This is a genomic window from Parasphingorhabdus sp. SCSIO 66989, assembly GCF_032852305.1.
Classification (GTDB): domain Bacteria; phylum Pseudomonadota; class Alphaproteobacteria; order Sphingomonadales; family Sphingomonadaceae; genus Alterisphingorhabdus; species Alterisphingorhabdus coralli.
Genome location: NZ_CP136594.1, coordinates 312,060 through 337,051 on the forward strand (window position 1 = coordinate 312,060; position 24,992 = coordinate 337,051).

The following is a 24,992-nucleotide window of genomic DNA, read 5'->3' on the forward strand; positions in this document are numbered from 1 at the left end:
TGGCCAGCCTTGCTTTAGCGATCCGCGCATAAGCACCGCTGGTAAAGTGAAAGACAGATGAGCGATATAGAAACCATCCGCGATGGCTATCTGGCCAAAATCGCACATGCCGATCTTGAGGGCCTGGAGCAATTGCGCGTTGCCGCTCTCGGCAAGCAGGGCGAGATCAGCCTGTTGCTCAAAACGCTGGGCAAGATGACGCCGGAAGAGCGCCAGAGTGAAGGCCCACGCATCAATGGCGCGCGTGCCGCGGTGGCCGATGCCATATCCGCGCGTAAAGAGGCGCTGGAAGATGCGGCACTGGACGCCAAACTGGCGGCGGAATCGCTTGATCTGACCCTGCCCGTCGCGGACAATCCGAAAGGCAGTGTCCACCCGGTATCGCAGGTGATGGATGAACTGGCCGAGATTTTCGCCGATCTCGGCTTTGCCGTTGCCACTGGCCCGGAGATTGAGAATGACTGGCGCAATTTCACTGCGCTCAACATCCCGGAGACCCATCCGGCGCGGGCAATGCATGATACCTTTTACTTCCCCGACACCGATGGCGACGAACGCGCCATGCTGCTGCGCACACATACCTCCCCGGTGCAAATCCGCACCATGGTCGAGGTGGCCGAGCGCAGCCAGGGTAAGGGCGAACCGATCCGCATTATCGCGCCGGGCCGCACCTATCGCTCCGACAGCGACGCCACCCATACGCCGATGTTCCATCAGGTTGAGGGTCTTGTGATCGACCGCGATATCCATATGGGGCATTTGAAATGGACGCTGGAGACATTTGTCCGCGCCTTTTTTGAGCGCGATGATATTACCCTGCGACTGCGCCCCAGCTTCTTCCCCTTCACCGAACCTTCGGCGGAAATCGATATGGGCTTCACTGTCGAAAAAGGTCGCCGGATCATTGGTGGCGACCCCTATGGCCCCGATGGCGGCTGGATGGAGCTGGGGGGCAGCGGCATGGTCCACCCCAATGTCATCGCCAATTGCGGCCTTGATCCGGATGAGTGGCAGGGCTTTGCCTTTGGCTGCGGCATCGACCGTCTGGCGATGCTGAAATATGGCATGGACGATCTGCGCGCGTTCTTTGATGGCGATCTGCGCTGGCTCGGCCATTATGGCTTTGGTGCACTCGACACGCCGACATTGTCCGGGGGGGTGGGCGCATGAAGTTCACGCTAAGCTGGCTCAAAGAGCATCTCGACACCGAGGCGAGCCTTGAGGAAATCACAGACAAACTGACCGCTATCGGCCTTGAGCTGGAGGGCGTGGAGAACCCCGCCGATGCGCTGCGTCCGTTCCGTGTCGCCAAGGTGCTGGAAGCCGGGCCCCACCCCAATGCCGACAAGCTGCAACTGCTCAAGGTCGATGACGGCTCGGATCAGCCCTGGCAGGTGGTCTGCGGCGCGCCCAATGCGCGTACTGGTATGGTCGGCGTATTCGGCCCGCCGGGCACCTATATTCCGGGTAGCGATTTCACGCTGAAACCGGCCAAGATTCGCGATGTCGAGAGCTTCGGCATGATGTGCTCGGCGCGTGAGCTAGAGTTGGGCGAGGATCATGACGGCATTATCGAGCTCGACGTTGATGCGGAAAGCGCAGTGGGACAGAGCTATGCCGATTATGCCGGGCTTGATGATCCGGTGATCGATGTGTCGGTAACGCCGAACAAACAGGATTGCATGGGCGTGCGCGGCATTGCCCGCGATCTGGCGGCATCGGGTATCGGCACGCTAAAGCCGCTGAACGCCGATGCTGTCGAGCGTTCAGGCACTGGCCCGGATATCCGTATCAGCGATAGCGAAGGCTGTCCGGCTTTCTACGCCTGCATCGTATCGGGCGTCAGCAATGGCGCGGCACCAGACTGGATGCAGCAGCGGCTCCGCGCCATCGGCCAGAACCCAATTTCGGCACTGGTCGATATCACCAACTATGTGATGTTCGATCTCGGCCGCCCGCTGCACGTCTATGATATCGCCAAATTGAACGGCCCGCTGGAAGCGCGCAAGGCCAGGCCGGGCGAGAGCCTGACTGCGCTGAATGGCAAAGAATATACGCTCGACGAGACCATGACGGTGATCGCCGATGGCAATGGCGCGCATGATATTGGCGGCATTATGGGCGGCGAGGCCACCGGCGCGGCGGATGACACGACAGATGTGCTGATCGAATGCGCCTATTTCACGCCCGAGCGGATCGCCATGACCGGGCAGAAGCTGATGCTGACCTCCGATGCGCGGCAGCGCTTTGAGCGGGGCGTCGATCCGGCTTTTCTTGATGATGGTATCGAAATTGCGACCGCCTATGTCGTATCGCTCTGCGGCGGCAAGGCGAGCGAGATCACCCGCACCGGCACCCCGCCGACCGAGCAGCGCAGCATCAACTATGATCCATCGCATTGCCTGCGCCTGGGCGGTGTCGATGTCGCGCTCGATGAGCAACAGGCGATATTGGAGCGGCTCGGCTTTGCAATAACCCGTCATCCCCGCGAAGGCGGGGATCAGGCTTCTTCTGCAAGCACACAAGAAAAAAGCCGTGCCCCCGATCAAGTCGGGGGCGACGAGAAATGGGACATATTGGTCCCTACATGGCGGCGCGATGTCCATGGATCAGCCGATATTGTCGAAGAAGTTATCCGCATCACCGGGCTGGATGCGGTGCCCTCTACGCCGCTGCCGCGCGCACCGGGCGTTGCCAAGCCGACAGCTTCCCCCGCCCAGCTTATGGAACGCAAAGTGCGTCGTGCTGCGGCTGCCCGGGGCCTTAACGAGGCGGTCAACTGGTCGTTTATCTCGGAGAAGGAAGACGCAGCCTTGCGCGGTCAGGGCAACCCGGGGGGCGACAACACCGTCCCCTGGGTACTCGCCAATCCGATCTCGGAAGACCTCAAGGTTATGCGCACCTCGATGCTGCCCGGTCTGTTATCGGCCGCCAAGCGCAATATGGATCGCGGCGCGACGTCAATCTGTCTGTTCGAAGTTGGGCGGCGCTACTTTCGCAGCGGCACCAATGCCAGCGACGAGCGCGCCACTATCGGGCTGGTGCTGGCCGGCGAGGCAACCCCGCGCCAATGGCAAACCGGCAAAGCTGTCGGCTTTGATCCTTATGCGATCAAGGCTGAAGTTCTGGCGCTTCTCGAAGCGGCAGGCGCACCGGTTGGCAATCTAATGGATTTCGTCCCCGATGATGCCGGGCCGGGCGGGCATTATCATCCCGGCCAGTCGGCCACCTTGCGCCTCGGCCCGAAAAAGCTGCTCGCCGCATATGGCACGCTACACCCCAAAACCGCCAAGGCATTCGGCCTCAAAGGTGCGGTCATGGCGGCAGAGATTTTCCTCGACGCCATCCCCGCCAAACGCAGCAGTGACCATATGCGCTCAGGCTATGCGCCGCCCGCGCTGCAGGATGTGACGCGCGACTTTGCCTTTGTCGTGGATGCAGCACTGCCCGCGGGTGATCTGGTCCGGTCGGTCAAGAGCGCAGATAAAAAGGCGATTGTCGGCGCAAGGATTTTTGACGTGTTTACCGGCGCAGAACTGGGCGACGACAAGAAATCCCTCGCGCTCGAAGTCACACTACGCCCCGGCACGACGAGCTTCACCGATGAAGAGCTGAAAGCGATTTCCGACAAGATCATCGCCAATGCCACCAAGCTGGGCGCAGAGTTGCGCGGCTAACGAAATAGCCCCGTTCGTGTCGAGCGCAGTCGAGACACATCCCTCCACTTGCTACGGCCTCTCGACTTCGCTCGAGGCGAACGGAAGGTATTAGCCAGGATAAGCCCGCGCCAGCGTCGCCAGCGCCTGCGCCACCATATCCTCATCACTCTGCCCCGCCAGTGCCAGGGCCGATGATCCGCCATTAAACGCGGCCAATACCGGGCTTCCGGTAAAGCGGTGCTGGTTGAACCAGATGTTGAACTGACCGCGCGGCAAGCCGTTTTCCGGCGTCGCAATCCAGGTCGCGTCATCCCAAAAGGCGCGATCAAACAGCAGATAGACTTTATCAAGCGTACCCATGCCGAGCCGGTCAATCGCCTGTTGCTTGCGCTGCGGCAAAGGCGGATCAAAACGCACAGAACCCTTTTTCAATACGCCCAACGGCAAGGTTACGATCACCGCGTCGAAAACCTGTTCTGCTCCAGTATCCAGGCCAATGGTCACGCCCTCGGCGTGCTTCTCCACGCTGGTGACAATGGTTTCAAGACGCAGCGTGTAATCCGCTTTCAGCGCATCCAATATCCCGGCATAGCCTTTGGGGAAGATGACATGTTTGCCGCCATAATCATCCTGATAATTATAGGCGCCGAAATCGATCTGGCTGCTGTCTGCGGCATATTCATTCTGAATCTCGCCAACCGTATAAAGCCAGTCCGGCGCATTGCGGGTGCGGATTCTGCGACCATCGCCGCCCCGGATCCAATAGCTTTCATTGGTGTGCACAAAAGACTGGTCCGAACGCTCGGCCAGATCAACCAGCGGGTTGCCGCGCATGCCATGTATCCAGCTGGCACCGAGATCGAGCGGCACGCCCAGACTATTATCGGTCCACATGCGACCACCCAGCCGATTACGCGCTTCAAACACAGTGACGTCGCGACCTCTCTCAGCAAGATAATGCGCTGCCGAAAGCCCGCTGATCCCTGCGCCGATAATCGCAATACGCTGCGCATCCCCTTTGCTGACAGCACGCGCCGCTCTTTGCCCTGATTCATAGGCAGCATGGACGGTGCTGGTGTGGTCGGTGTTGGTCGCCTCTCCGGCAAAATGGAGCCAGTCACCCACCGGCTTGGCCAGCGCGCGTAAATCGCGGCGGTTGGAGCCGCGGGCGAAATAGGAATAGGCCCCGAAACTGAACGGATCGCGGCTCCAGTTTGTGCGGACATAGCCAAGCAGCTTGGCCCCTCGCGGCCCGGAGCGGGTCATTGCGGTAAGCGGCGCAGGCAGCGCTGTGATCAGGCCGCAAAGGGCCAGGTTCTTGAGAAGGTCACGTCTTTGCATTGCGCAAAGACTAGACCAAATCACCATAGGGAAAAAGCGGTCCGGTCCATAGCGGACATCACTTTACTTATCGGACGGATATGCACGCTCCAATGTGGCCAGCGCCTTTTCCAGCAACGCTTCATCCGAATCCTCCGCCAGGGCAAGCGCCGCCGGGCCGCCGTTAAACGCCAGGATGACAGGAGCATCGAGATATCTGTGGAAGGTCATCCAGTCATTGAACTGCCCGCGCGGCAGGCCATTTTCCGGGGTGGTAATAAATGTTGAATCATCCCAAAATGCTTCGTCAAACAACAGGTAAAGCTTGTCGAGCGTTCCCATAGCCATGGCATCAATCGCGTCCCGTTTTTCTGCAGGCAGCGCTGGATCAAAAGCTATCATACCCCGTTTGAGCACACCGAGCGGAACAGTGACAATAGCCGCATCGAAATGCTCTTTCGCCTGACCGGCATCCCGGATCGTCACGCCTTTCTGGCCATAGGCAATAGCCTCGACCGGGGTGGAGAGCTTCACCGCATAGTCGCCCGTGAGAGCCGAAAGGATCGCCGCATATCCTCCAGGGAAGATGACATCCGGCCCGGCATGGCCATCCCCTTTCTCATACAGCGCCAGGTTCAGACGTTCAGGATCGGCACCAAGGCTGTTTTGCACATCAGTGACGGTGGTCAGCCAGTCCGGCGCAGACAGGTTGGAAATACGTCGCCCGTCACCACCGCGAATAGTCAGGCTCTTGTCATTCTGAACACGCCTGATGCCCTTGTTGTCTGCCAAATCGGTGAGCGGATTTCCCTCCATGCCATGAATCCAGCTGGCACCGAGATCGAGCGGTGGCCCGAGATCATGATTGGTCCAGACACGGCCACCAATTCGCTCACGTGCTTCATATATGGTGACGGCCGCGCCGGTTTCCGTCAGTAGCTGCGCCGCGGCAAGGCCGCTGACCCCGGCACCGATAACAGCGATATGGGCATATCCCGCATCTTTGATCAACGCCGCGACCTTTTGCCCGGATTCCAGCGCTGCATGCACCGTGCTGTTATAGTGCGGGTGCATGGCCTCACCGGCGAAAAACAGGCGGTCAACCAGCGGTTTGGCGAGCGGCGCGACCAGTGTGCGATCGGTACCTTTGGCAAAATGGGAATAGGAACCATAGCTATAGGGGTCACGGCTCCAATTGGTCCGGAGATAGCCCAGAAGCTTACGCTCGCCAAAGCCCCTTTTTTTATCTGCCCTGCTGTCAATCATCACGGCCACGCCTTTTTTGATCCTGTCTCTCCGGCCCTTACTCCGAGCCTAACATGCATGCCGTCAGCGACATAGCCGCCATGGTCATTGCCAGTGGCGGAAAATCGGCTAGAGACAGCCGCATGAACCAAGCCAACACCCATAGCCGCCGCACCTTTGCCATTATCTCGCATCCCGATGCGGGTAAGACGACGCTGACCGAAAAGCTGCTCTTGACCGGCGGCGCGATCCATCTCGCCGGTGAGGTGAAGGCGCGCGGACAGGCGCGGCGGGCGCGTTCTGACTGGATGAAGATCGAACAGCAGCGCGGCATCTCGGTCACCTCCAGCGTGATGACCTTTGAACGTACCGGTGCCAATGGCGAGACCATCACCTTCAACCTGCTCGATACGCCGGGGCATGAGGATTTTTCCGAAGACACCTATCGCACGCTGACCGCAGTCGACAGCGCGATCATGGTGATCGATGCGGCCAAGGGGATCGAGCCGCAGACACGCAAGCTGTTCGAGGTCTGCCGCCTGCGTTCGGTGCCGATCATCACCTTTATCAACAAAGTCGATCGCGAGGGCCGCGATCCGTTCGAGCTGATCGATGAGGTCGCCGATATGCTGGCGCTCGATGTTGTGCCGATGAGCTGGCCTGCGGGTATGGGCGGATTGTTTGAAGGGATATGGTCGCTGGAAAGCCATCGCCTCAGCCAGCCCGAGGGCGAGGCCAAAGAGTATCTCGGCAATGCGCAGGCCTTTGATGGTTTGGACGATCCCGAGCTGGCCGAAACGCTTTCCGCCGATGCGCTGGAAAAGCTGCAGGAAGAGGCAGGGCTGGCCGCCGAAGCCTATAGCGATTTTGACGTCGAGGCCTATCGCGCCGGTGATCTCACCCCGGTCTATTTCGGCTCGGCGCTGAAGAATTTCGGGGTTGAGGAACTGATCGAGGCGATTGCCACCCATGCTCCGCCGCCAAGGCCGCAGCCTGCCGAACCGACGGAGATTGCGCCCGATGGTAAAGATGTGACCGGCTTTATCTTCAAAGTGCAGGCCAATATGGACCCGCAGCATCGCGACCGCATCGCCTTTATGCGGCTGTGTTCGGGCACGTTCAAACGCGGCATGAAGCTGACGCCCAGCGGCCATGGCAAGCCGATTGCGGTGCATTCGCCAATCATGTTTTTCGCCCAGGACCGGGAAATTGCCGATACCGCTTTGCCCGGCGATATTATCGGCATCCCCAATCATGGCACGCTGCGCGTCGGCGATACGCTCTCTGAGAAGAACGATGTCCGCATCACCGGCCTGCCCAATTTCGCACCGGAGATACTGCGCCGCGTTGCGCTCAAAGACCCGACCAAGACCAAGCAACTGCGCAAGGCGCTGGATGATCTGTCTGAGGAGGGCGTAATTCAGGTCTTCTACCCGGAGATTGGCGGCCAATGGATTGTCGGCGTGGTCGGCCAGCTCCAACTCGATGTCCTGGTGTCACGGCTATCGGCGGAATATAAGGTCGAGGCCATGCTCGAAGCCGCCCCCTTCGAGACCGCCCGCTGGATCAGCGGCGAGGACAGCGTGCTCGACAGCTTCGCCCGCATCAGCCAGGCCAATCTCGCCAAAGACCGCGACGGCAACCTCGTCTTCCTCGCCAAATCCACCTGGGATGTCGGCTATCAGGAAGAACGCAATCCGGAAATTGCGTTTAAGGCGACAAGGGAGCGGTAGTTTATGGACGAGCTGAAAATCAATATAACCAGATCGCTCTTGCCGCTGGCTTTGATGTCATGTGGAGAGCAAACTGAAAATACTGGCTATCAAGACATGTTAGCCCGCAAAATTGAGAGCACTATAACTCTACCAGATGACGCCTATGAAATGGAACAATACGCTCGCGTATATTTTTTGGCATCAAATGATGAAGTTCATGCTCGATACATCCGTAATTTTGACAATGCTCTCAAGCCTGATGAAACATGCGAGCAAGAAGTGCTTCTGAATAATGGTGAAAGCACAACAAGGCCTGTGCCATGCCCCGAGTTTCTTTATGAAAAGCCACAGTTCCAAACAGACCAAAGCGTCTGGGTAGATGATGAAACCGAGTTTCCAGGGATAGATGACGGTGGCTGCATTCTTGTCAGCATCATTTATGACTTGAAGACGAACTCATTCAAATCTGTGAGTTGCAATGGGCAGGCATAAAGGTGTGCGCCCTTAGCTACGGTTATCCTCACACTTCATTATAGATTCCCGCCTTCGCGGGAATGACGGGGTTACTATTTTGGAGCCTTTGTGGCTTAGTGTGTGAAAATTTCTCACTAAGCCACAAAAGCACAAAGCAGGCCAAGACCTCTAGCTCTTCAAAATCTTCTCGGGCTTCGCGTGAAACAAAGTAACGGCCCTTCGACAAGCTCAGGGCGAACTGTTTTGGTGCAAGCAGCGATTATAGTCAGTAAATATCCGGTTGGGGCCCGATATCCAGGTCGAAAGCACTTCGATCAAAATCGCATTCGATTACAAGTTCAGGATATTCTGCGACCAAAGCCGCTTTTGCTTCTGGTCGAGACGCATATAATCCTGAGGGCGGGTAATCATTCTCCCAAACCTTCTCAGGCAGATCATCACAATATTTCAGCCTGTCAATCGAGAAGTAGTATCGATCGTCGTTGCGCCGTTTACATATGCGACCGCGCAAATCATTGGCGGTGTTCCGCAGAGCATATACAGTTCGTACTTTCATCCTTCTTTGTCTGAAGCGGCTTTGTCGACGTTATGCCTAGCGGCAATTACTTCTTTACGGATTTCATTTTGACCAGCACGCCTTTCGCCTCTCCAGAACTGTCTCTTGGCAAAGGCTCGCAAGTGTTTAGCCCATTCGGGGGAAACGGTGAGTTGTCCCTTTTTCTTCGTGGCCATTCCCTTAATCCTCGGCAAGAACAGGCGTTTCCAACATTCGATGATTAAGTCGACAATGCGCTATTTTCAATGCCTCGTTGCTGCCTCTACTGCGCGTGACCCAAAGTCGCCTTATGCCACCACCAGAGCAGCGGCGGCAGCAGCAGTTCCACAAACATCAGAAAGATAAACAGCGCAATCGGCGGGCCGACCATGGCCCAGGAGATAATCCGCGCCACGCCGCTGAAGAAGAATATCAGCAGCAAAAAGCCGAATACCCGTATCCGCTCGGCCTCATGCAGCGCGCGGGCGCACCAGATCAGGGCTATGCCGAAGCCGAGGAACAGTGTCGCATAGAAGCGGTCCTCGCTGTCCATGGTGGCGTTGACCGGGATCGAACCGGGGATCGATTTCGGCCCCAGTGCGATATGCGCCAGGGCGATCAGGCAGCATACGCTGCCGAAAAAGATGACGAAATACTCAAGCCATTTGCGCATGATCGACTCCCCTGATTTCGGGGAGCCTATCATGCGCCTTTGAAGCCCTCAATCGGCTTAATAGTTAAAGCCCAAGGTAATGGTGAAGGTGCGCGGATCGCCGAAATAGACGGTCTGGATATTGCCCACTGAGCTGAACTCCTGCCCGTCGGTGCGATAGAGCGTATCGGTGAGGTTGCGCGCGCCACCGCGGATGAAATAGCGGCCATCATCAAACGACGCCTGAACATAGGCGTTGAGCAACGCATAGCCATCTTCACGCAGGCCTTCGCGGTTATCCACCGAAAGGAAATGCTCGCCGACATAGCGGGCTTCACCGCCAATGGAGATATCGGCTGAACCGAGCGAGAAGGTATAATCGCCCGCAATCCGCGCATTGATTGGCGGCGCGAAAGCGGGTTCGCAGATGATTTCCTCGCCGGTCGGGTTACAAGAGAAGCTTTGCGGCGGCACCCGGCGGCCATCGTTAAACTCATTATACTGCGCTTCGAGATAGCCGAGCGAGCTCATCAGCGTCAGGCCCTCGAGCGGCTTGACCGTGGCCTCCAACTCAAAACCGTAAATCTCCAGCTCACCGGCGTTAAGCACGGGGAAGACGCCGACACCGGCGCCGCCATCAATGCCGCCACCAACACGCGCCTGGAAATCCTGATAATCGGAATAAAAGGCCGCAGCCGAAACAACAACATCGCCATCGAGGAATGACGCCTTGCCGCCAATCTCATAGGTCCACACGGTTTCCGGCTCGAATGTCGTGACCAGTTCGGGGTTGCCATCCACAAACAGCGTCAGGTCGGCCAGCGAGTTGGCGCGACCGTTAAAGCCGCCCGATTTAAAGCCACGGCTGGCGCTGGCATAGATCAGGCGATCCGGTGCGGGCGTATAGCTGATGGTCAGGCTGGGGGTAAACGCATCGAAGGACTGGCTGTCATCCTCATTCAGCGGCGGCGGCAGGTCGCCGGGAAAGCTGAAATCCAGACCATTAAACGGTGCCAGATCAGACTGGGTGGTGGTGAAGCGGTTATATTGCCGCTCCTCATAAGTGTAACGCAGACCGGCCGTGATCGACCAGTAATCGCTGAGGTCATAGGTTAGCTGACCAAAGGCGGCATAGCTGTCGGTTTCCTGCTCATCATTGATCAGCCGGGTAAAGCTGATCGGCGCGCCACCAAAGGCGAAGAGATCATCGGCAAAGGCTTCCTGATCCGAAGTCACGCGTTCGTTGAGATAATAGAGGCCGAAGACACCGTTCAGATTATCGCTGCTATAGCGCAACTGCAGTTCCTGGCTCCATTGCCGTTGGTCCGTGCCGACAAAGACATCGCCAATCTCTGCCTGGGTGGCATCAATATCGATAAAGAACTCGGTGTTTAGATCACGATAAGAGGTGATCGATACCAGCTCCAGATTGTCTGAAAGCTGGAAATTCGCATTGAGCGCCAGGCCCCAGTGGTCCAGTTCCTGGCCCTCACCATTGGTGAAGCTGGTAGCCGATTCAAAATCAAACGGACCGAATTGATCAGGCTCGACCAGAACTTGGGGGCCTAACGCCAAATCTGTCTGGATAATCGGTGCTGTTGGCGCGCCGAGGTTCAGGGCATTGCGCTGGCGGGTATAGTCACCTGACAGGCTGAGCTCGATCGAATCAGACGGCTGCACCCGCAAGATGCTGCGAAAGGTCAGATTATCGCGATCGTTGAAATCCTCGCCGGTCAGCGGATTGGTGATAATGCCATCACGCGTATCATAAAGCCCGGCGATTGAGAGCGCGACGCTGTCCTCGGCAATCGGCGCCGAGACATAGCCATTGACGGTAAACTGGTCGAAGCTGCCATAGGTGACATCGCCACTCGCCTGAAACTCATCAAGATCGGGCTTGCGCGAGACGATATTGACCGCGCCGCCAATAGTGTTTTTGCCATAGAGCGTACCCTGTGGTCCGCGCAGCACCTCGACGCGCTCGACATCCGAAAGGGTCAGCAAAGCGCCCTGAATACGGCTGAGAAAAACGCCATCAACATAGACGCCGACAGCCGGGTCAAAGGTCTGCAGCGCATCGGGCTGGCCGACGCCACGGATAAAGATATTGGCACTGGTCGCCGAACCACGGCCCTGCACCAGATTGAGGTTGGGCACCGCGCCCTGAATGCCGGACAGATCCTGCGCCTGCAGATCGCGCAGCTGGTCCTGGCTGAAGGCGGTGACCGCAACTGGCACATCAATCAGCGCTTCCTCGCGCCGCCGCGCGGTGACGATGATAACATCGCCATCATCCTCATCACTTTGCGCCACATCCTGAGGCGGTGGCGGCGTATCCTGCGCCATGGCCGGGGCGGACAGGCCCGCGAACATGAATGCCATCATGGCGGCGCTGCCGTGCAGGCCCCGTTTCCAATAGGCTTTTGATTCGATACCGGCTGGAGCCACGCGATGCTTGGCGATCCGCAACATAATCCTCTCCTGCATTCTCTCGCGATCTGATGCCGCGCCTGATTAACTGAGACCGCCTATAATGAAAGATGAACCACCTTTCAACTTTTTGTTTGCGCCCCTTGATTTCATGGCGTAAACTGATGCAATCAGGACACAGGTGGCGGCAGGCCAACTGCGGACAGTTCTAGCGGAAAAGGGAGTGCGTCTGTGGATCAGCAGGCCAGCAGCAAGGCAGAGGCACAAGACCCTGAACTGCGGAAAACGGGCAAAGAGCCGCGCACGTCACGCGGGCGTGCGACACAGAAAAAGCTGCTTGATGCGGCTGCGCTGGAATTTGGCGAAAAGGGCTATCATGAGGCTTCGGTGAGCAGCATCACCCGTCGCGCCGGCACCGCCTTGGGCAGCTTCTACACCTATTTTGACAGCAAGGATGAGATCTTCCGCGCCCTGGTGCAGCATATGTCCAAAGAGGTGGGGCATCATGCCGCAAGCGCTATGTCTGCTGCAGACAATGCCTTGGAACGCGAGCAACTGGCACTCGAAGGTTTCCTTGCCTTCACCCGCAGCCATAAAGAGATTTATCGCATCATTGATGAAGCGGAATTTGTCGATCCAGACAGCTATCGCAGCCATTATGAGACAGTCGCCGAGCGCATTGCCAGCCGCCTCCAGGCCGGAGCCGAATCTGGAGAGATGCGTGGTGATATGGGCGAATTGGAAGCCTGGGCCCTGATGGGAATGAATGTGTTCCTTGGCCTGCGCTATGGTGTTTGGAACGAAGACGAGACGCTCAGCGACGCAGACATTGCCGAGATCGGCCAGCGCGCCAACCGCTTTCTGCGAAATGGCATCGGCCCGGAAGAGCCGGTCGGCTAAGCTATAGCGTTGCTTTAGTCGCTCGATCCGCCGGGCATCATGCGTTCGACCGTATTGTCGAAACCGGAAACCAGGTGGTACGCGGCAGCGGTAATGTGCAGCACGATTAATCCAGCCATGACATAGCCACCCCAGCTATGGCCCTGATGCGCCATCTCCCAAAGCGCCGATTCACGCTCAATCGGCACCTTGGGAAGCTCGACACCAAACCATAGCATCGGCCGACTGCCGCCTGACGACATCAGATAGCCGCCAATCGGCAGGCCAATCATCAGCGCATAGAACAGCCAGTGAACCGCTGTCGCCAGCGTCTTCTGCCAAGCCGGGAGCGGCGGTGTATAGGGGGGCGGCTTATGCGTCAGCCGCCAGCCGAGCCTGATCAGCACCAGCGCAAAGACCGTAATCCCGAGCGACTTGTGCAATCGCATGGTCACGCCCTTCACCTCATCGGTCCAGCCCTCATGAAACAGGCCGATCACCACCATGGTGATGATCATAAGGGCCATCAGCCAATGCAGGAGCTGGGCAACGCCGTGATAACGGTCATTCTGACCGCTTGCGGAGGATGAGGAAAGGGCTTCTGAATTCATAATGCGCATCATTAGCAGCGACCTTTGGCGATGGCCAGTATTTTGCGTGATGCTTTGGTTTCTCGCGAAGAGCGCGAAGATTTTTAAGAGGTGGGTTTTTGGCGGTTGGGTGTCCGCATATGCGCGCAGACATCATTCTCCCTCGCCTAGACTGTTTTTCACTTAGCTTGAAACACGTCATTGCGAGCGTAGCGGGCCGAAGGCGACCGAAGGTCAACCAATCCAGGGCAACACGCACCTGCTCTGGATTGCCGCGTCGCCCGAAACAAGTTCGGCCTCCTCGCAATGACGATTCAATGTAAATGAAATCAACTCTAAGGGGAGAGGGCTTAATCTCCGCGGCTTCGTGTCTCCGCGCGAAAACCTAGCCCCGAAGCAGAAACACCGCATGTTCAGCAAGCAAATTGCCCATCATATGACCAGTCGTCGCATCACCGCTAAGGAACCATCTACCCTCAACCTGCCAGCCGCGCTCTGCGATCAGATCTTCAAAATCGGCAATGGTGACATGGTGGATATTGGGGGTGTTATACCAGCGTTCCGGGATCAGCCGGGTGACCGGCATGCGCCCACCGGTCAGCAGGTTCAGTCGGACGCGCCAATGGGCGAAATTGGGGAAGCTGACGAAAGCGCGCGCACCAATCCGCAATAGCGATTCCACAATGCGGTCAGGGTGATCGGTGGTCTGCAGCGTCTGGCTCAGCACCGCATAATCAAAGCCACCCGCCGGATAATCAGCAAGATCGGTATCGGCATCGCCCTGCACCACGGACAGGCCTTTGCCCATGGCCGTAGCGACCTTGACCGGATTGATCTCCAGCCCTCGAGCATCCACCGCTTTGTCTTGCCTCAGCGCAGCGAGCAACGTGCCTTCGCCACAGCCAATATCCAACACGCGTGAATTGGGGGCAATCTGGTCATAAATGACGGCCAGGTCAGGGCGGAGGTTGGTGGTCATCCTACCCACCCTAATTCGTCATGCTGAACTTGTTTCAGCATCCCGAGCCACAAGTTCCGCAGCGCCGGCATGGGACCCTGAAACAAGTTCAGGGTGACGAAGTTTGTATATAGGTACATCACACCTCGCCCCCATTACCAAGGAAGCCACTGACGACGCGGTCCATTTCGGGATTCTCCAGCAAAAACGCATCATGGCCAAAGGGCGAGGACAGCTCGACAAAGCTGGCCTCCGCCCCGGCGGCATTGAGCGCATGGACGATGCGGCGCGATTCCGCGGTCGGATAAAGCCAGTCGGTATCAAAGCTTATCAGGCAGAAACGCGCTTTGGCCCGTCCCAACGCCTGTGCCAGCGAGCCATCGCCCTGATCGGCAAGATCAAAATAGTCCATCGCTCGGGTGATATAGAGATAGCTATTGGCATCAAAACGATCGACAAAGCTGATCCCCTGATGCCGCAAATAGCTCTCGACCTGAAAATCGGCATCAAAGCCGAAACTCTTGGCATCTCTGTCCTGCAGACGCCGCCCGAATTTTTCGGTAAGGCCCGCTTCAGAGAGATAGGTGATATGCGCCGCCATACGGGCCACGGCCAGCCCCGATGCTGGCGCATCGCCATCGGCATAATAAGCGCCACCGCGCCAGCGTGGATCGGCCATAATCGCCTGGCGCCCAACCTCATGAAAGGCGATATTCTGCGCCGAATGGCGCGCTGCCGAGGCAATGACCAAAGATGCCTGCACCCGATCAGGAAACAGCACCGGCCAGCTAAGCGCCTGCATCCCGCCCATCGAGCCGCCAACCACCGCCGCCAGCTTTTCTATGCCCAGATGGTCGAGCAGCAACGCCTGCGCGCGCACCATATCGGCAATGGTGATCACCGGGAAATCCATGCCCCAGGGCGCATCGGTCGCAGGGTTGATCGTCGCCGGGCCGGAGGAGCCCATACAGCTGCCAATGACATTGACGCAGATAACGCAAAAGTGATCCGTATCCACCGGCTTGCCGGGTCCAACCAGCCGTGCCCACCATCCGGGCTTACCCGTTACCGGGTGCTCGCTGGCGACATATTGGTCACCGGTCAAAGCATGGCAGACCAACACCGCATTGCTGGCATCGGCATTGAGCGTGCCATAACTCTCATAGGCCAGTTCCACCGGGCTGAGTTCCGCGCCACAATCAAGCGGCAGCGGACCCATGAGCGACACCTTTCGGTCACGGCCAAAGCGGCTATCATCAGCGGCAGGGGAAGCGGCGGAAGTCATTGCCATGGCGCTAGAGCGGTTTGGCTCTGGCTGTCAATGATTGCCAATAAGCCCCTCCTCTTCAGAGAGTTGTCAGTAAAGCCGAGGTAAAACATGCTCCCAGCATGTTTTAGAAATTGCCGGGGGCAATTTCGACCTCAGCTTTCCTGTCAACTGGTTGGGGTGGTGGCGATACTTTAGTATCGCTCGCGCCAGCGAATTCTTTCTTTGCTGCGGCACCACCCCGCTGCGACTAAGGGCCTTACGGCCCTAAGTCTCACTGCCCCTCCTCTGAAGAGGAGGGGAGAAGCAATATATTCACAATGACTCAAAGCCTCGCTAAGGGCCTGATATGGCAAGACAGAAGAGAACCGCATGACTGCCCCGCAGCCAAAACCCTGGATCAGCGCGATATCGGCCTATAGCCCGGGCAAGTCGAAGCTCGCCGGGGATCGGGTGCCGGTCAAGCTGTCGTCTAACGAGAACCCGCTGGGCGCGTCCGCCGCTGCAATCGCAAGCCTGGCGAGCGATGCTGAGGCCAAAACCGCGCGCTATCCTGACCCGGATTGCATCGCTTTGCGCGCGGCTCTCAGCGAGTTGCACGATTTGCCAATGGATCAGATTGTCTGCGGCACCGGCTCGGATGAGCTGCTTAATCTTGCGGCGCAAGGCTATGCCGGGCCGGGCGATGCAATCATCCATGTGCGTTATGGCTTTTCGGTCTATGATATCGCAACGCGGCGTATCGGCGCGGAACCGGTGATCGCGCCGGACACAGATTATGGCAGCGATGTTGATGCAATCATCGCCTGTATAACCGACAAGACGCGGGTAATCTTCCTCGCCAATCCCAATAATCCCACCGGCACGCTATTGCCTGATAGCGAGATAGAGCGGCTGCACGCCGCCCTGCCCGCCAATGTGCTGCTCGTGCTTGATCAGGCATATGAAGAATATCTTGATCCACTCCCCGGGCGCGATCCGTTCGCGCTGGCACGCGAATATGACAATGTGCTGATCACCCGCACATTCTCGAAAATCTATGGCTTGGCAGCGCAGCGTATCGGCTGGGCCTTTGGTGCGCCGGAGCTGATCGACACCATCAACCGCATCCGTGCGCCGTTTAATGTCACCTCTTCCGGGCAGGCCGCAGCGATGGCCGCGCTGGAGGATCAGCGTTTTGTCGCCCGTTCGCGCGCGCATAATGCTGAATGGCGGCAATGGTTGGCCGATGAGATTGCGACACTGGGCAATCACGGGCTACACGCTATTCCCAGCCACGCCAATTTCCTGCTGGTTCGCTTTGATGGCACGTTGACCGCAGAAGCCGCCTATAACGGGCTGGCCGCTGCAGGCTATATCACCCGCTGGCTGCCCGGTCAGGGGCTTGCCAATTGCCTGCGCATCAGCATCGGCACCGAGGCGGAGATGCGCGGGCTGATACAAGCCTTGCGCGCGCTGCTTGAAAGCGGGGTGCACTCATGAGAGCCTTTACCCATATCGCGATTATCGGCACCGGCCTGATCGGCAGTTCGGTTGCGCGCGCGGTGCGTGAAAAGCTGCCCGAAAGTCGGTTAAGCGGCTTTGATCGCGACCCCGCGACACGCCAGCGCGCCGAAGAGTTGGGACTATTTGACGCGGTGCATAGCGATTATGCGCCGCTCGCCGAGGCTGATCTGGTGCTGCTATGCGTCCCGGTCGGTGCGATGGCGGCGGTGGGACGCGATATCGCGCCGCATATCGGTGCAGATGCGATCATCAGCGATGTCGGCTCATGCAAGGCCAGCGTGCTCAATGATCTGCGCAGCGCCCTGCCCGATGCCACCATCATCCCGGCCCATCCGGTGGCGGGGACCGAGAAAAGCGGGCCGGATGCCGGTTTTGCCAGCCTGTTTGAAGGCCGCTGGTGCATCATCACCCCCGATGACAACACCGATGAAAGCGATATTGCGCGGCTGGAAGCGTTCTGGAGCGCGCTCGGTGCCAATGTCGAGCGCATGGATGCCGAGCATCATGATCTGGTGCTCGCCGTCACCAGCCATTTGCCGCACCTTATCGCCTATACCATTGTGGGCACTGCCAGCGATCTGGAGAGCGTGACCCGATCCGAGGTGATCAAATATTCCGCCGGGGGTTTCCGTGATTTCACCCGCATTGCCGCTTCTGATCCGGTGATGTGGCGCGATGTATTTCTTTCCAATCGTGAGGCGGTGCTGGATATGCTGCAACGCTTCACTGAAGACCTGACCGCCCTGCAACGCGCCATCCGCCGCGATGAGGGCGACACATTGGAAGACCTCTTCACCCGCACCCGCGCCATCCGGCGGGGGATTATTGATGAAGGACAGGATGTGGCCGAACCCGATTTCGGACGGGATCATGGGTGAGAGTTTTCTTGGCTCGTTGGCAGGTGGGATCGCACCAAGGCAGGTTTCATAAAAGCCACAAAGGGAAAAAGGAAAGAAGAGGGCGTATCCAGCCGATCCCTTGGCTAGCAATCGAGACCGATGTTCCATGTGCAGAACAAGCAAAAAAGCCTCCGTCCCCTTTTGGGGACGGAAAATACTATGGCCCGCTCAGCAGGTAAATCGTCAGCGCCTGATCAGATTCCCCCGCAACAAAGCACAATCCCTTTTATACTTTTTCCCTTAGTGGCTTTTATGAAACTTTATCAGCCACATCCTCGCCATTAAGCGCATTGATCGCTTCCGTCACCCGCGCTTCCATCTCTTCCCGATCCAGACCCGGCGGGATAGGCTCACCAATCTTATAGGTTATAACGCCCGCATATTTTATCCGATTATACGGCCCCAATAGCCGCCCGCTATTCACCGCAACTGGCACGACCGTAAGGCCGAGCATGCGATAGAGCCCGGCAAAGCCCGATTGCAGTTTACGCTGCTCGCCATGACGCATTCTGGTGCCTTCGGGGAAGATAATCAGCGGTCGACCATCATCGGTATAGCCCTTTGCCGCCTTCAACATCGCCCGCAGCGCTTTGGCACCACCCGAACGGTCGACATAGATCATGCCATAACGCTCAGCCACCATGCTCCATAGCGGGACGCCGGAAAGCTGTTTCTTGGCTATCGGCACCGGACGATCGTGCAAGCGCAACAGCTCTATCGCCTCAAAAAAGGATTCGTGGCGGATGGCATAAAGCACCGGACCGTGCCGGAAATGGCCATCGATCTCTACCCGGATACCCAGCAGCCAGCGGACACAGCCATAGTGAAAATGCCCCCAGCTATGCGCAACCTTGCGCAATAGCGGCATGGATAAGGGGGCCATGATGGCCGCGATAATGACAAAGGGCACCGAGCCGAGATAAAAGACAAGTGTGAACAGCGCCGTGCGGATCGCAGCGATGAGTGTCGACAATGCGGCCAACATGTGCGGTCACACCCCGGTTAGCGCCCCGGCAAGACGCAGCAGATATTTGTTATATTCCCTGAACAACGTTTCCAAAGATGGCTGACCACGCACCGCATCCTGATAGATGGTGACATTGTCCGGCATTGCCCGGCCAATCTCAAAGGCGGCGCGATGCATGTGCCAATCCGAGGTAATCAGCCGCACGCTGTCATACTCGCCCTTCGCCACCCAGCGCGCCATTTCCAGCGCATTGGTGCGGGTATCGACAGCCGCAAAACCAAGATCAATGCAGCAATTGAACGTCGCTTCATGATCGGGATATTGCGCCACAAGTTCCTCGCGCAGCACCTGGCGGTCGACCCCGGTGATCAGCATCGCCTTGGACCAGTCTTTCTCAACCGCTTCCAGCCCGCGATCAATCCGCTTCGGTCCACCCGTCAGGACAACAATGGCATCGGTCTTCTGCTCCTCAAGCGGCAGCGGAAGCGACACAGCGAAGACGACAAAGCCGATAATCCAGCTCAGCAGGAGAAGGGCAAAAATACGGATAATCATAAAGCGATAATTATAGTGTTTTCTTCAGGGCGACCAGCACTGTGATGCGCGCGGTGATAATCGTCAGCGCAATAACCGCTATCGGCACCAGTGCAAGCACAACCAGATCCATCCACTGCAATTGCCCGGCATTCAGCAATCCCGCATCAAGCTGCATCACCTGCTGACCGAGCAAAAGCAGCAGCAGCGCGGCAATGCCTGCGCCCACAAGGCTGCCAAAGGCGGCGTCCAGCGCCACCCTGCGCTGGAACAACCGTGCCACCTGAACATCCGTCGCGCCCAATAAATGCATGACATTGATGGTGTCGCCATGGGTGTTCAATGCACTGCGCACCGAGAGCATCACCGCAGCAACCATGGCGATCACCAGCAGCAACACCAACAGGCCAACCAGAATCTGCAAGGATTGCAACAGGTCAAAAACAGGGCGCAGCCAAGCCCCATGCGCATCAATGCGCGCCGAGGGCGCCTCTTCGCCAAGCGCTTCACGCAACGTGCCTAAGGCCGCTTCATCGGCTGTGCCGACAAGATCAAGGTCGATCATCGTCGGGATGGTGATGGTGTCGGCCATATCCTGCTCGCCAAGCCAGGGAGTCAGCAAATCATCAACCTCCGCATCGCTCAGGGTCTTACGCCGGTCAACAATATCCAGCCCATCGAGAATCTTCTCCGCCGCTTGGCGCTCTGCCTGTTGCTGCACCGGATCGGCGGCGACAATCTGCACCGTCACCCGCCCGGCAAGCTCGGCATTCATGCCTTGCGCCGCACTGCGTAAAGCCAACCCGCTGGCGACGGCCAATAAGGTGAAGACAATCATGATCGCGATGACCCAGGGCATGGGGCCAGATAGCCGCCCCTCTGGAATCAGTCGTTTTTCCGCTGCTGTTGCTTGTAAAGGCCCGATCATTGCAGCGCCTCAGGCAAGCCACCGGGATCAGCTGCGGGAATGTCACGATCAGACGGTCTTGGCGGATTGCGCAACGCCCCTGTCGGGTCAGACAAGGCACCCCGATTGAGCCGCATCATATGGGCATCGCGCACTTGAGAGAGCAGGTGCACGTCATGGGTGGCGACCACCACGGTCGTCCCCAGACGGTTCAGCGCTTCAAACAGTTTCAGCAGCCGCAAGGCCATATCCGGATCCACATTTCCGGTCGGCTCGTCAGCGACCAAAATCTCAGGTCGCGCAATCACGGCGCGGGCAATGGCGACGCGTTGCTGCTCCCCGCCGGAAAGCGTCGCTGGCCGGGCGTCAGCACGGTCATCAAGGCCCACCCAATCCAGCATCTCGCGGACCGGTCCCTGCAAATCCTGCTCTACGACCCCCGCGACGCGTAAAGGCAGCGCGACATTGTCAAAGGCTGAAAGATGCGGCACCAGCCGGAAGTCCTGAAACACCACGCCGATACGCCGCCGGAAACCGGGGAGCCGATCGCGGGTCAGCGTGACAATATCGGTATCAAACATATGGATGACACCGCGGCTCGGTCTCTGGGCCAGATAGAGTAATTTGAGCAATGAGGTTTTGCCCGCGCCCGATGCACCGGTGAGAAAGTAAAAGCTGCCGGGAAACAGGCGAAAGCTGATATCGCTGAGCACTTCATTGCCTGTGCCATAGCGCAGGCCAACATTATCAAATGTAACGATTTCCTGCATCTACGCTCTGTATTGGCTAACGCCCTTCCCAACTGACATTCCGATTTCGGCACCTATTTGCACCATATTGGATGCTGCTATACGCGCCAGAACCTGCCCTGCAAAGGTTGCATGGCACCCAACGCCGCCAAGCAGCCAGTGCGTCAAGGCTAGGTGCAGGTTTTTTGGCGCATAACTGATGTGAAACTCTTGCGGGGATTCCTCCCAATGTGGTTAGAATCTTTCGCGATGGAACGCACCCTATTAGCATGAGGTTTTTGCGCGTAACATGATTATTGCCTGTCCATCCTGCGGTACACGCTATGCGGTTCCGGATACCGCGATTGGCGCCACCGGGCGCACGGTGCGCTGTGCCAAATGCGGCCATAGCTGGCATCAGCAAGGGCCGGTGCTGGAGCTTGAGAAAGACACGGTGCTGCCAACTGCCAGCAGAGAAGAGCCGGTATCAAAGCCAACGGCTCCGGCAGAATCCGCGCCATATCAGGAGCCGGACGCGGAGGATACGGTTGCGGCACAGGATGCTGAGGATAGCGACAAGACCATTGCCGCACCGGCGACATCGCCTCCACTTCATAATGCACCACCAGGCCAAGACGTAAGTGCTGCGACCGAAACCCACAGCGATGCGCCTGCCTATGGCGATGATAGTCCCTATATGGACGACTTTCCGGCAAAAGACCCTTTCGCCCATGAGCCGCCATTCAAGCCCCGCCGCAATCCAGCGAAGCTGTGGACCCGGGCAGCTATCGGCTTTGCACTGATTGCCGCGCTGCTGATCGGATGGCTGTATGTCTATGGCCTGCCAGCGGGTTTCTCTTTCGGCCAATCCGTGCCCGAGGCCGCGGTTGTCGGGCTGGAAATAAACCTGCCGATAGACGAGGATGACCGCCGCACCCTGCCCGATGGCACCGAGCTGTTCGCCGCCAGCGGCAGCGTCATCAACAAAAGTGCGGAGCGCCGCGATGTCCCCGATATGCTGATCGTATTGCGCAATGCCGATGATCGCATTGTCTATGAACAGGAAATCCGCGCGCCGGTCGCCAGCCTCGGACCCGGCGAAGAAGCGCGCTTTGACGAAGCCCTGCTGGACATTCCAAGATCAGCAGTAAAGGCTGAGATCAGCTGGGCGCCGGGAGCGCTCTGACGGCTCGGTTGCAAGCCTAGCGATACTCGACCAGCAATGCGCCCTTTTCTGTGCGCCGGATTTGCGCTGACGCCTTTATTAGCCGCTTGTGATCCACACTCTGCTGTGTCTGCTCCATCACCATGCCGCGCGCGGAGTCCGCTCTGACAATGGTTGCGGTCGCGACGGCGCTCGCTTTGGCCGCACCATGTCTTGGCGACTCTGCAGTGGCGGTCGCCGATAAGGCGGCCCCTTGTAGCAGCAACAGCGTGATCGACGAGACAGGCATGCCGCGCATTAACCGGCTGTTTACCCTGTCTGTCGAGCGGCAAAGACAGTTAACGGAACGAAAACGGGCACAGAAACGCTTGGTTTTCCGACATATCCGCTGATCTGCCCCATGCTGGCACACCCCGCAACGGATTCATAAACCAAAGGCCATGCATAAAGCGCGCATAAGGCGGCTTGCGCACCGGCGGCGGACTTGCTAATGGCTCGCCCCTGCCGCTGACAAGCGGTGCTACCAGATACTGGCCATGGCGCCGGTTTTCACCATCGAAGTGTGCGGTCGTGGCGGAATTGGTAGACGCGCAGCGTTGAGGTCGCTGTGGGGATAACACCCCGTGGAAGTTCGAGTCTTCTCGACCGCACCATTATTCTAACATCGCAGCAGAGCTAACCCAGTGGTAATATTGGCGGCTATAAAAACAGCGCCAAGTCTTTCATGCACTAGGGTCAGGATGCATTAAATTGATGGGCGAGGCGTCAAAATGACGAACATATCGGGCGAAAACACGCGCCGGGAAGGCTGGTTGCCTTTCCAAGCGTGTTTTTGGTCGAGATGGAAGTCATTTTGACGTTCCTTCGGGATTTGACCAATTTGCCCCTGTGCCACGTCAGAAAAGCTTGCGATAGAACCACTATCGACTGCGCTTTCCTTCCTCGCACAAGGGCAAATTGCTTCAAACCTCGCTCCAGCAATTTAATGCATCCTGACCCTAGGCATCAAGGCCGAATTCGGAGAACGCCTCGTCAAACGCGTCTTTGAAACGTTGGAGCATGGGCATTTTTCGGCTGATTTCGACAACGCTGAATTCAGGCTTCATTTGCTTGAGCTGATCCGCCAATTCCATCCCGCGCTCCTTATGGTCAGCTTGATGATAGGTCAGAAGCGCCATGGCATAGGTCGGCATGATGGCCTTGGGCGAAGCTATGGCACGCTCTGCATGTTCAATGGCCTCTTCGGCGCGGCCAAGTTGGAGCAGCGCGCCCATTTGCGTGGCCAGCCAGGTGTGCATATTGGGGTCTAGCGGACTGAGCGCGATGGCTTCGGAATTGGCATCGATGCTGGCCTCTGCCTCACCCAGTAGCATGTGCAGGCCAGCCAGATTGGTGAGCGCTGCGGTCGAGCTGGGCGCGACCTTGAGAGCGTGCCTGAACTGGTCCTTCGCGGTGTCGATCCGCCCGGTAAACCAGCTCGCGCGGCCCATGGATACCAGCACGGAAGGGTCACCGGGATCAATCTGTTCGGCTTGCTTTGCCGCCTCGATCATCCCGGTCAATTCCGCTGCTTTCTGGTCGAGCTCCAGCTGGAGCGTGCGCAGCCAGCGGGTGTGCACCAGCCCGGTATAGCCGCGCGCGAAACGCGGGTCGAATTCGATACAGCGCGAGAAATCGGCAAGCGCGCCATCCAGGTTTTGCGTGTTATGGCCGAGCACCTTGGCGAGACCATTATGATATACGCCCCAGGCATCCAGGCTATTCGGGTTCTTCAGTCGGGCCTGGGCAATTTCATGATCGGTGATCCTGCGATCAAGCTCGCTGGCAATGCGCGAGACGATTTCCTGACGCAATTCATGCGCGCCGGTGATTTTGGTGGTGAAGCTGTCGCGCCAAAGGATCGTCTCGCCAACAGTCTCTGCCAGTTCGACGGTGATCCGCAGCTTGTCGCCCTCATCTCTGACCTCGCCCGAGAGGCAATAGCGCACCTGCAACTCGCGTCCGATCTCTGTCAGGCTGTGCTGATAGGATGGAAAGCGGAAGGTCGATCCGCGTGCGATGACGAACAGCCAGCGGAGATTGGTGAGTTCAGAGATTATATCATCGGGAAGTGCATCAGAGACGGCGACTTGTTCTGGCGACCCGGAGCTTTGCTTGAAAGGCAGCACCGCGATTGATGGCCGCCCTCTGGTCTGCTCCTTTTGGCCAGCTGCCTCCTCTGCCCGATCCGCCAATGTGATGCGTGCGCTATCAAGCTCCACCTCGCCGACAAATTGCACCCCCTTGCCATAAACCGTGCGCACAGGATTTGGTCGCTTGGCGCTGGCGAGCGCGCGGCGCAGATCGCTGAGCCGCGCGGTCAGCGTGTGATCGGCCACAAGATGGTCGGGCCAGGCGGCCTTTGCCAGCTCCTCGCGTGTGCAAACGCGATGCCGATTGTCGATCAGATGCGCCAGCATGGCGCGCACGGTGGCAGGCAGCGCGACAATATCGCCCTTGCGCCGCAGCTCGCGATTGATCGGCGAGAACTCAAACTCATGAAAACGATAGCGCACCAGCACG

The 24,992-nt window shown here is 58.1% G+C and carries 22 protein-coding genes and 1 tRNA gene; 9 read left to right on the top strand and 14 right to left on the bottom strand.

Annotated features, from left to right (window positions below):
- The first annotated feature begins 57 nt into the window (after positions 1-57).
- Both pheS and pheT read left to right on the top strand, forming a co-directional pair.
- A complete protein-coding gene (gene pheS / locus RB602_RS01505; RefSeq protein WP_317082304.1) occupies positions 58-1,170 on the top strand; it encodes a phenylalanine--tRNA ligase subunit alpha in 1,113 nt (370 codons plus the stop codon).
- Complete coding sequence (gene pheT / locus RB602_RS01510) at positions 1,167-3,677, top strand: phenylalanine--tRNA ligase subunit beta (protein ID WP_317082306.1); 2,511 nt, start codon at positions 1,167-1,169, stop codon at positions 3,675-3,677. The genes pheS and pheT overlap by 4 nt, the downstream gene beginning before the upstream one ends.
- A gap of 90 nt (positions 3,678-3,767) precedes the next feature.
- On the opposite strand, the gene RB602_RS01515 is transcribed toward pheT, so the two are convergent.
- Entirely contained in the window at positions 3,768-5,000 is a 1,233-nt protein-coding gene (locus RB602_RS01515; protein WP_317082308.1) for a flavin monoamine oxidase family protein, read from the bottom strand.
- 63 nt (positions 5,001-5,063) lie between these two features.
- Positions 5,064-6,245, bottom strand: a complete 1,182-nt coding sequence (locus RB602_RS01520) for a flavin monoamine oxidase family protein (protein WP_317084614.1) — start codon at positions 6,243-6,245, stop codon at positions 5,064-5,066.
- 122 nt (positions 6,246-6,367) lie between these two features.
- Here RB602_RS01520 and RB602_RS01525 point away from each other — a divergent pair, with 122 nt between their 5' ends.
- Both RB602_RS01525 and RB602_RS01530 read left to right on the top strand, forming a co-directional pair.
- Complete coding sequence (locus RB602_RS01525; RefSeq protein WP_317082310.1) at positions 6,368-7,957, top strand: peptide chain release factor 3; 1,590 nt, start codon at positions 6,368-6,370, stop codon at positions 7,955-7,957.
- 3 nt (positions 7,958-7,960) lie between these two features.
- Entirely contained in the window at positions 7,961-8,431 is a 471-nt protein-coding gene (locus RB602_RS01530; RefSeq protein ID WP_317082312.1) for a hypothetical protein, read from the top strand.
- A gap of 534 nt (positions 8,432-8,965) precedes the next feature.
- On the opposite strand, the gene RB602_RS01535 is transcribed toward RB602_RS01530, so the two are convergent.
- The 3 genes from RB602_RS01535 to RB602_RS01545 form a co-directional block, all read right to left on the bottom strand.
- The gene (locus RB602_RS01535; protein WP_317082314.1) at positions 8,966-9,145 is read right to left on the bottom strand and encodes a hypothetical protein; all 180 of its coding nucleotides are present in this window, start codon (positions 9,143-9,145) and stop codon (positions 8,966-8,968) included.
- An 86-nt stretch (positions 9,146-9,231) separates the two neighbouring features.
- Complete coding sequence (locus RB602_RS01540) at positions 9,232-9,621, bottom strand: DUF4345 domain-containing protein (protein ID WP_317082316.1); 390 nt, start codon at positions 9,619-9,621, stop codon at positions 9,232-9,234.
- A gap of 57 nt (positions 9,622-9,678) precedes the next feature.
- Positions 9,679-12,072, bottom strand: a complete 2,394-nt coding sequence (locus RB602_RS01545) for a TonB-dependent receptor (protein ID WP_317082319.1) — start codon at positions 12,070-12,072, stop codon at positions 9,679-9,681.
- A gap of 189 nt (positions 12,073-12,261) precedes the next feature.
- Between RB602_RS01545 and RB602_RS01550 the strand changes: the two genes are divergently transcribed.
- Positions 12,262-12,930, top strand: coding sequence for a TetR/AcrR family transcriptional regulator (locus RB602_RS01550; protein ID WP_317082321.1), 669 nt, complete (start codon positions 12,262-12,264; stop codon positions 12,928-12,930).
- A gap of 14 nt (positions 12,931-12,944) precedes the next feature.
- On the opposite strand, the gene RB602_RS01555 is transcribed toward RB602_RS01550, so the two are convergent.
- The 3 genes from RB602_RS01555 to metX form a co-directional block, all read right to left on the bottom strand.
- On the bottom strand, positions 12,945-13,520 hold the full coding sequence (locus RB602_RS01555) for a cytochrome b (RefSeq protein ID WP_317082323.1): 576 nt from the start codon (positions 13,518-13,520) through the stop codon (positions 12,945-12,947).
- 364 nt (positions 13,521-13,884) lie between these two features.
- Positions 13,885-14,478, bottom strand: coding sequence for a methionine biosynthesis protein MetW (gene metW / locus RB602_RS01560; protein WP_317082325.1), 594 nt, complete (start codon positions 14,476-14,478; stop codon positions 13,885-13,887).
- A 118-nt stretch (positions 14,479-14,596) separates the two neighbouring features.
- Complete coding sequence (metX, locus tag RB602_RS01565; protein ID WP_317084615.1) at positions 14,597-15,742, bottom strand: homoserine O-acetyltransferase MetX; 1,146 nt, start codon at positions 15,740-15,742, stop codon at positions 14,597-14,599.
- Between the two features lie 354 nt (positions 15,743-16,096).
- On the opposite strand from metX, the gene hisC reads away from it, so the two are divergent.
- Together hisC and RB602_RS01575 are read left to right on the top strand one after the other, a co-directional pair.
- Complete coding sequence (gene hisC, locus RB602_RS01570) at positions 16,097-17,206, top strand: histidinol-phosphate transaminase (protein WP_317082327.1); 1,110 nt, start codon at positions 16,097-16,099, stop codon at positions 17,204-17,206.
- Complete coding sequence (locus RB602_RS01575; protein ID WP_317082330.1) at positions 17,203-18,108, top strand: prephenate/arogenate dehydrogenase family protein; 906 nt, start codon at positions 17,203-17,205, stop codon at positions 18,106-18,108. Before hisC ends, RB602_RS01575 begins: the two co-directional genes overlap by 4 nt.
- A 271-nt stretch (positions 18,109-18,379) precedes the next feature.
- Here RB602_RS01575 and RB602_RS01580 read toward each other — a convergent pair whose 3' ends face one another.
- The 4 genes from RB602_RS01580 to ftsE all read right to left on the bottom strand — a co-directional run bounded on the left by RB602_RS01580 (position 18,380) and on the right by ftsE (position 21,307).
- Positions 18,380-19,114 carry a lysophospholipid acyltransferase family protein gene (locus RB602_RS01580; protein ID WP_317082332.1) on the bottom strand — a complete coding sequence of 245 codons (735 nt, stop codon included), beginning with the start codon at positions 19,112-19,114 and terminating at the stop codon, positions 18,380-18,382.
- A gap of 6 nt (positions 19,115-19,120) precedes the next feature.
- On the bottom strand, positions 19,121-19,651 hold the full coding sequence (locus RB602_RS01585) for a YdcF family protein (RefSeq protein ID WP_317082334.1): 531 nt from the start codon (positions 19,649-19,651) through the stop codon (positions 19,121-19,123).
- Positions 19,652-19,661: 10 nt separating this feature from the next.
- Positions 19,662-20,489: a cell division protein FtsX gene (locus RB602_RS01590; protein ID WP_317082336.1), complete on the bottom strand. Its 828-nt coding sequence runs from the start codon at positions 20,487-20,489 to the stop codon at positions 19,662-19,664.
- A 65-nt stretch (positions 20,490-20,554) separates the two neighbouring features.
- Complete coding sequence (gene ftsE / locus RB602_RS01595) at positions 20,555-21,307, bottom strand: cell division ATP-binding protein FtsE (RefSeq protein ID WP_317082338.1); 753 nt, start codon at positions 21,305-21,307, stop codon at positions 20,555-20,557.
- A gap of 268 nt (positions 21,308-21,575) precedes the next feature.
- Between ftsE and RB602_RS01600 the strand changes: the two genes are divergently transcribed.
- Positions 21,576-22,451, top strand: a complete 876-nt coding sequence (locus RB602_RS01600; RefSeq protein WP_317082340.1) for a zinc-ribbon domain-containing protein — start codon at positions 21,576-21,578, stop codon at positions 22,449-22,451.
- A gap of 16 nt (positions 22,452-22,467) precedes the next feature.
- Here the strand turns inward: RB602_RS01600 and RB602_RS01605 are convergent, their stop codons facing one another.
- The gene (locus RB602_RS01605) at positions 22,468-22,728 is read right to left on the bottom strand and encodes a hypothetical protein (protein ID WP_317082342.1); all 261 of its coding nucleotides are present in this window, start codon (positions 22,726-22,728) and stop codon (positions 22,468-22,470) included.
- 266 nt (positions 22,729-22,994) lie between these two features.
- Between RB602_RS01605 and RB602_RS01610 the strand changes: the two genes are divergently transcribed.
- Positions 22,995-23,083 (top strand) — tRNA-Leu (locus RB602_RS01610).
- Positions 23,084-23,428: 345 nt separating this feature from the next.
- Here RB602_RS01610 and RB602_RS01615 read toward each other — a convergent pair.
- Complete coding sequence (locus RB602_RS01615) at positions 23,429-24,985, bottom strand: winged helix-turn-helix domain-containing tetratricopeptide repeat protein (RefSeq protein WP_317082345.1); 1,557 nt, start codon at positions 24,983-24,985, stop codon at positions 23,429-23,431.
- Between the last annotated feature and the right edge of the window lie 7 nt (positions 24,986-24,992).

Coding starts and splice junctions, on each gene's coding strand:
- pheS (WP_317082304.1), top strand. CDS start 58: ATGAGCGATATAGAAACCATCCGCGATGGCTATCTGGCCAAAATCGCA.
- pheT (WP_317082306.1), top strand. CDS start 1,167: ATGAAGTTCACGCTAAGCTGGCTCAAAGAGCATCTCGACACCGAGGCG.
- RB602_RS01515 (WP_317082308.1), bottom strand. CDS start 5,000: ATGCAAAGACGTGACCTTCTCAAGAACCTGGCCCTTTGCGGCCTGATC.
- RB602_RS01520 (WP_317084614.1), bottom strand. CDS start 6,245: ATGATTGACAGCAGGGCAGATAAAAAAAGGGGCTTTGGCGAGCGTAAG.
- RB602_RS01525 (WP_317082310.1), top strand. CDS start 6,368: ATGAACCAAGCCAACACCCATAGCCGCCGCACCTTTGCCATTATCTCG.
- RB602_RS01530 (WP_317082312.1), top strand. CDS start 7,961: ATGGACGAGCTGAAAATCAATATAACCAGATCGCTCTTGCCGCTGGCT.
- RB602_RS01535 (WP_317082314.1), bottom strand. CDS start 9,145: ATGGCCACGAAGAAAAAGGGACAACTCACCGTTTCCCCCGAATGGGCT.
- RB602_RS01540 (WP_317082316.1), bottom strand. CDS start 9,621: ATGCGCAAATGGCTTGAGTATTTCGTCATCTTTTTCGGCAGCGTATGC.
- RB602_RS01545 (WP_317082319.1), bottom strand. CDS start 12,072: ATGTTGCGGATCGCCAAGCATCGCGTGGCTCCAGCCGGTATCGAATCA.
- RB602_RS01555 (WP_317082323.1), bottom strand. CDS start 13,520: ATGAATTCAGAAGCCCTTTCCTCATCCTCCGCAAGCGGTCAGAATGAC.
- metW (WP_317082325.1), bottom strand. CDS start 14,478: ATGACCACCAACCTCCGCCCTGACCTGGCCGTCATTTATGACCAGATT.
- metX (WP_317084615.1), bottom strand. CDS start 15,742: ATGACTTCCGCCGCTTCCCCTGCCGCTGATGATAGCCGCTTTGGCCGT.
- hisC (WP_317082327.1), top strand. CDS start 16,097: ATGACTGCCCCGCAGCCAAAACCCTGGATCAGCGCGATATCGGCCTAT.
- RB602_RS01575 (WP_317082330.1), top strand. CDS start 17,203: ATGAGAGCCTTTACCCATATCGCGATTATCGGCACCGGCCTGATCGGC.
- RB602_RS01580 (WP_317082332.1), bottom strand. CDS start 19,114: ATGTTGGCCGCATTGTCGACACTCATCGCTGCGATCCGCACGGCGCTG.
- RB602_RS01585 (WP_317082334.1), bottom strand. CDS start 19,651: ATGATTATCCGTATTTTTGCCCTTCTCCTGCTGAGCTGGATTATCGGC.
- RB602_RS01590 (WP_317082336.1), bottom strand. CDS start 20,489: ATGCCCTGGGTCATCGCGATCATGATTGTCTTCACCTTATTGGCCGTC.
- ftsE (WP_317082338.1), bottom strand. CDS start 21,307: ATGCAGGAAATCGTTACATTTGATAATGTTGGCCTGCGCTATGGCACA.
- RB602_RS01600 (WP_317082340.1), top strand. CDS start 21,576: ATGATTATTGCCTGTCCATCCTGCGGTACACGCTATGCGGTTCCGGAT.
- RB602_RS01605 (WP_317082342.1), bottom strand. CDS start 22,728: ATGCGCGGCATGCCTGTCTCGTCGATCACGCTGTTGCTGCTACAAGGG.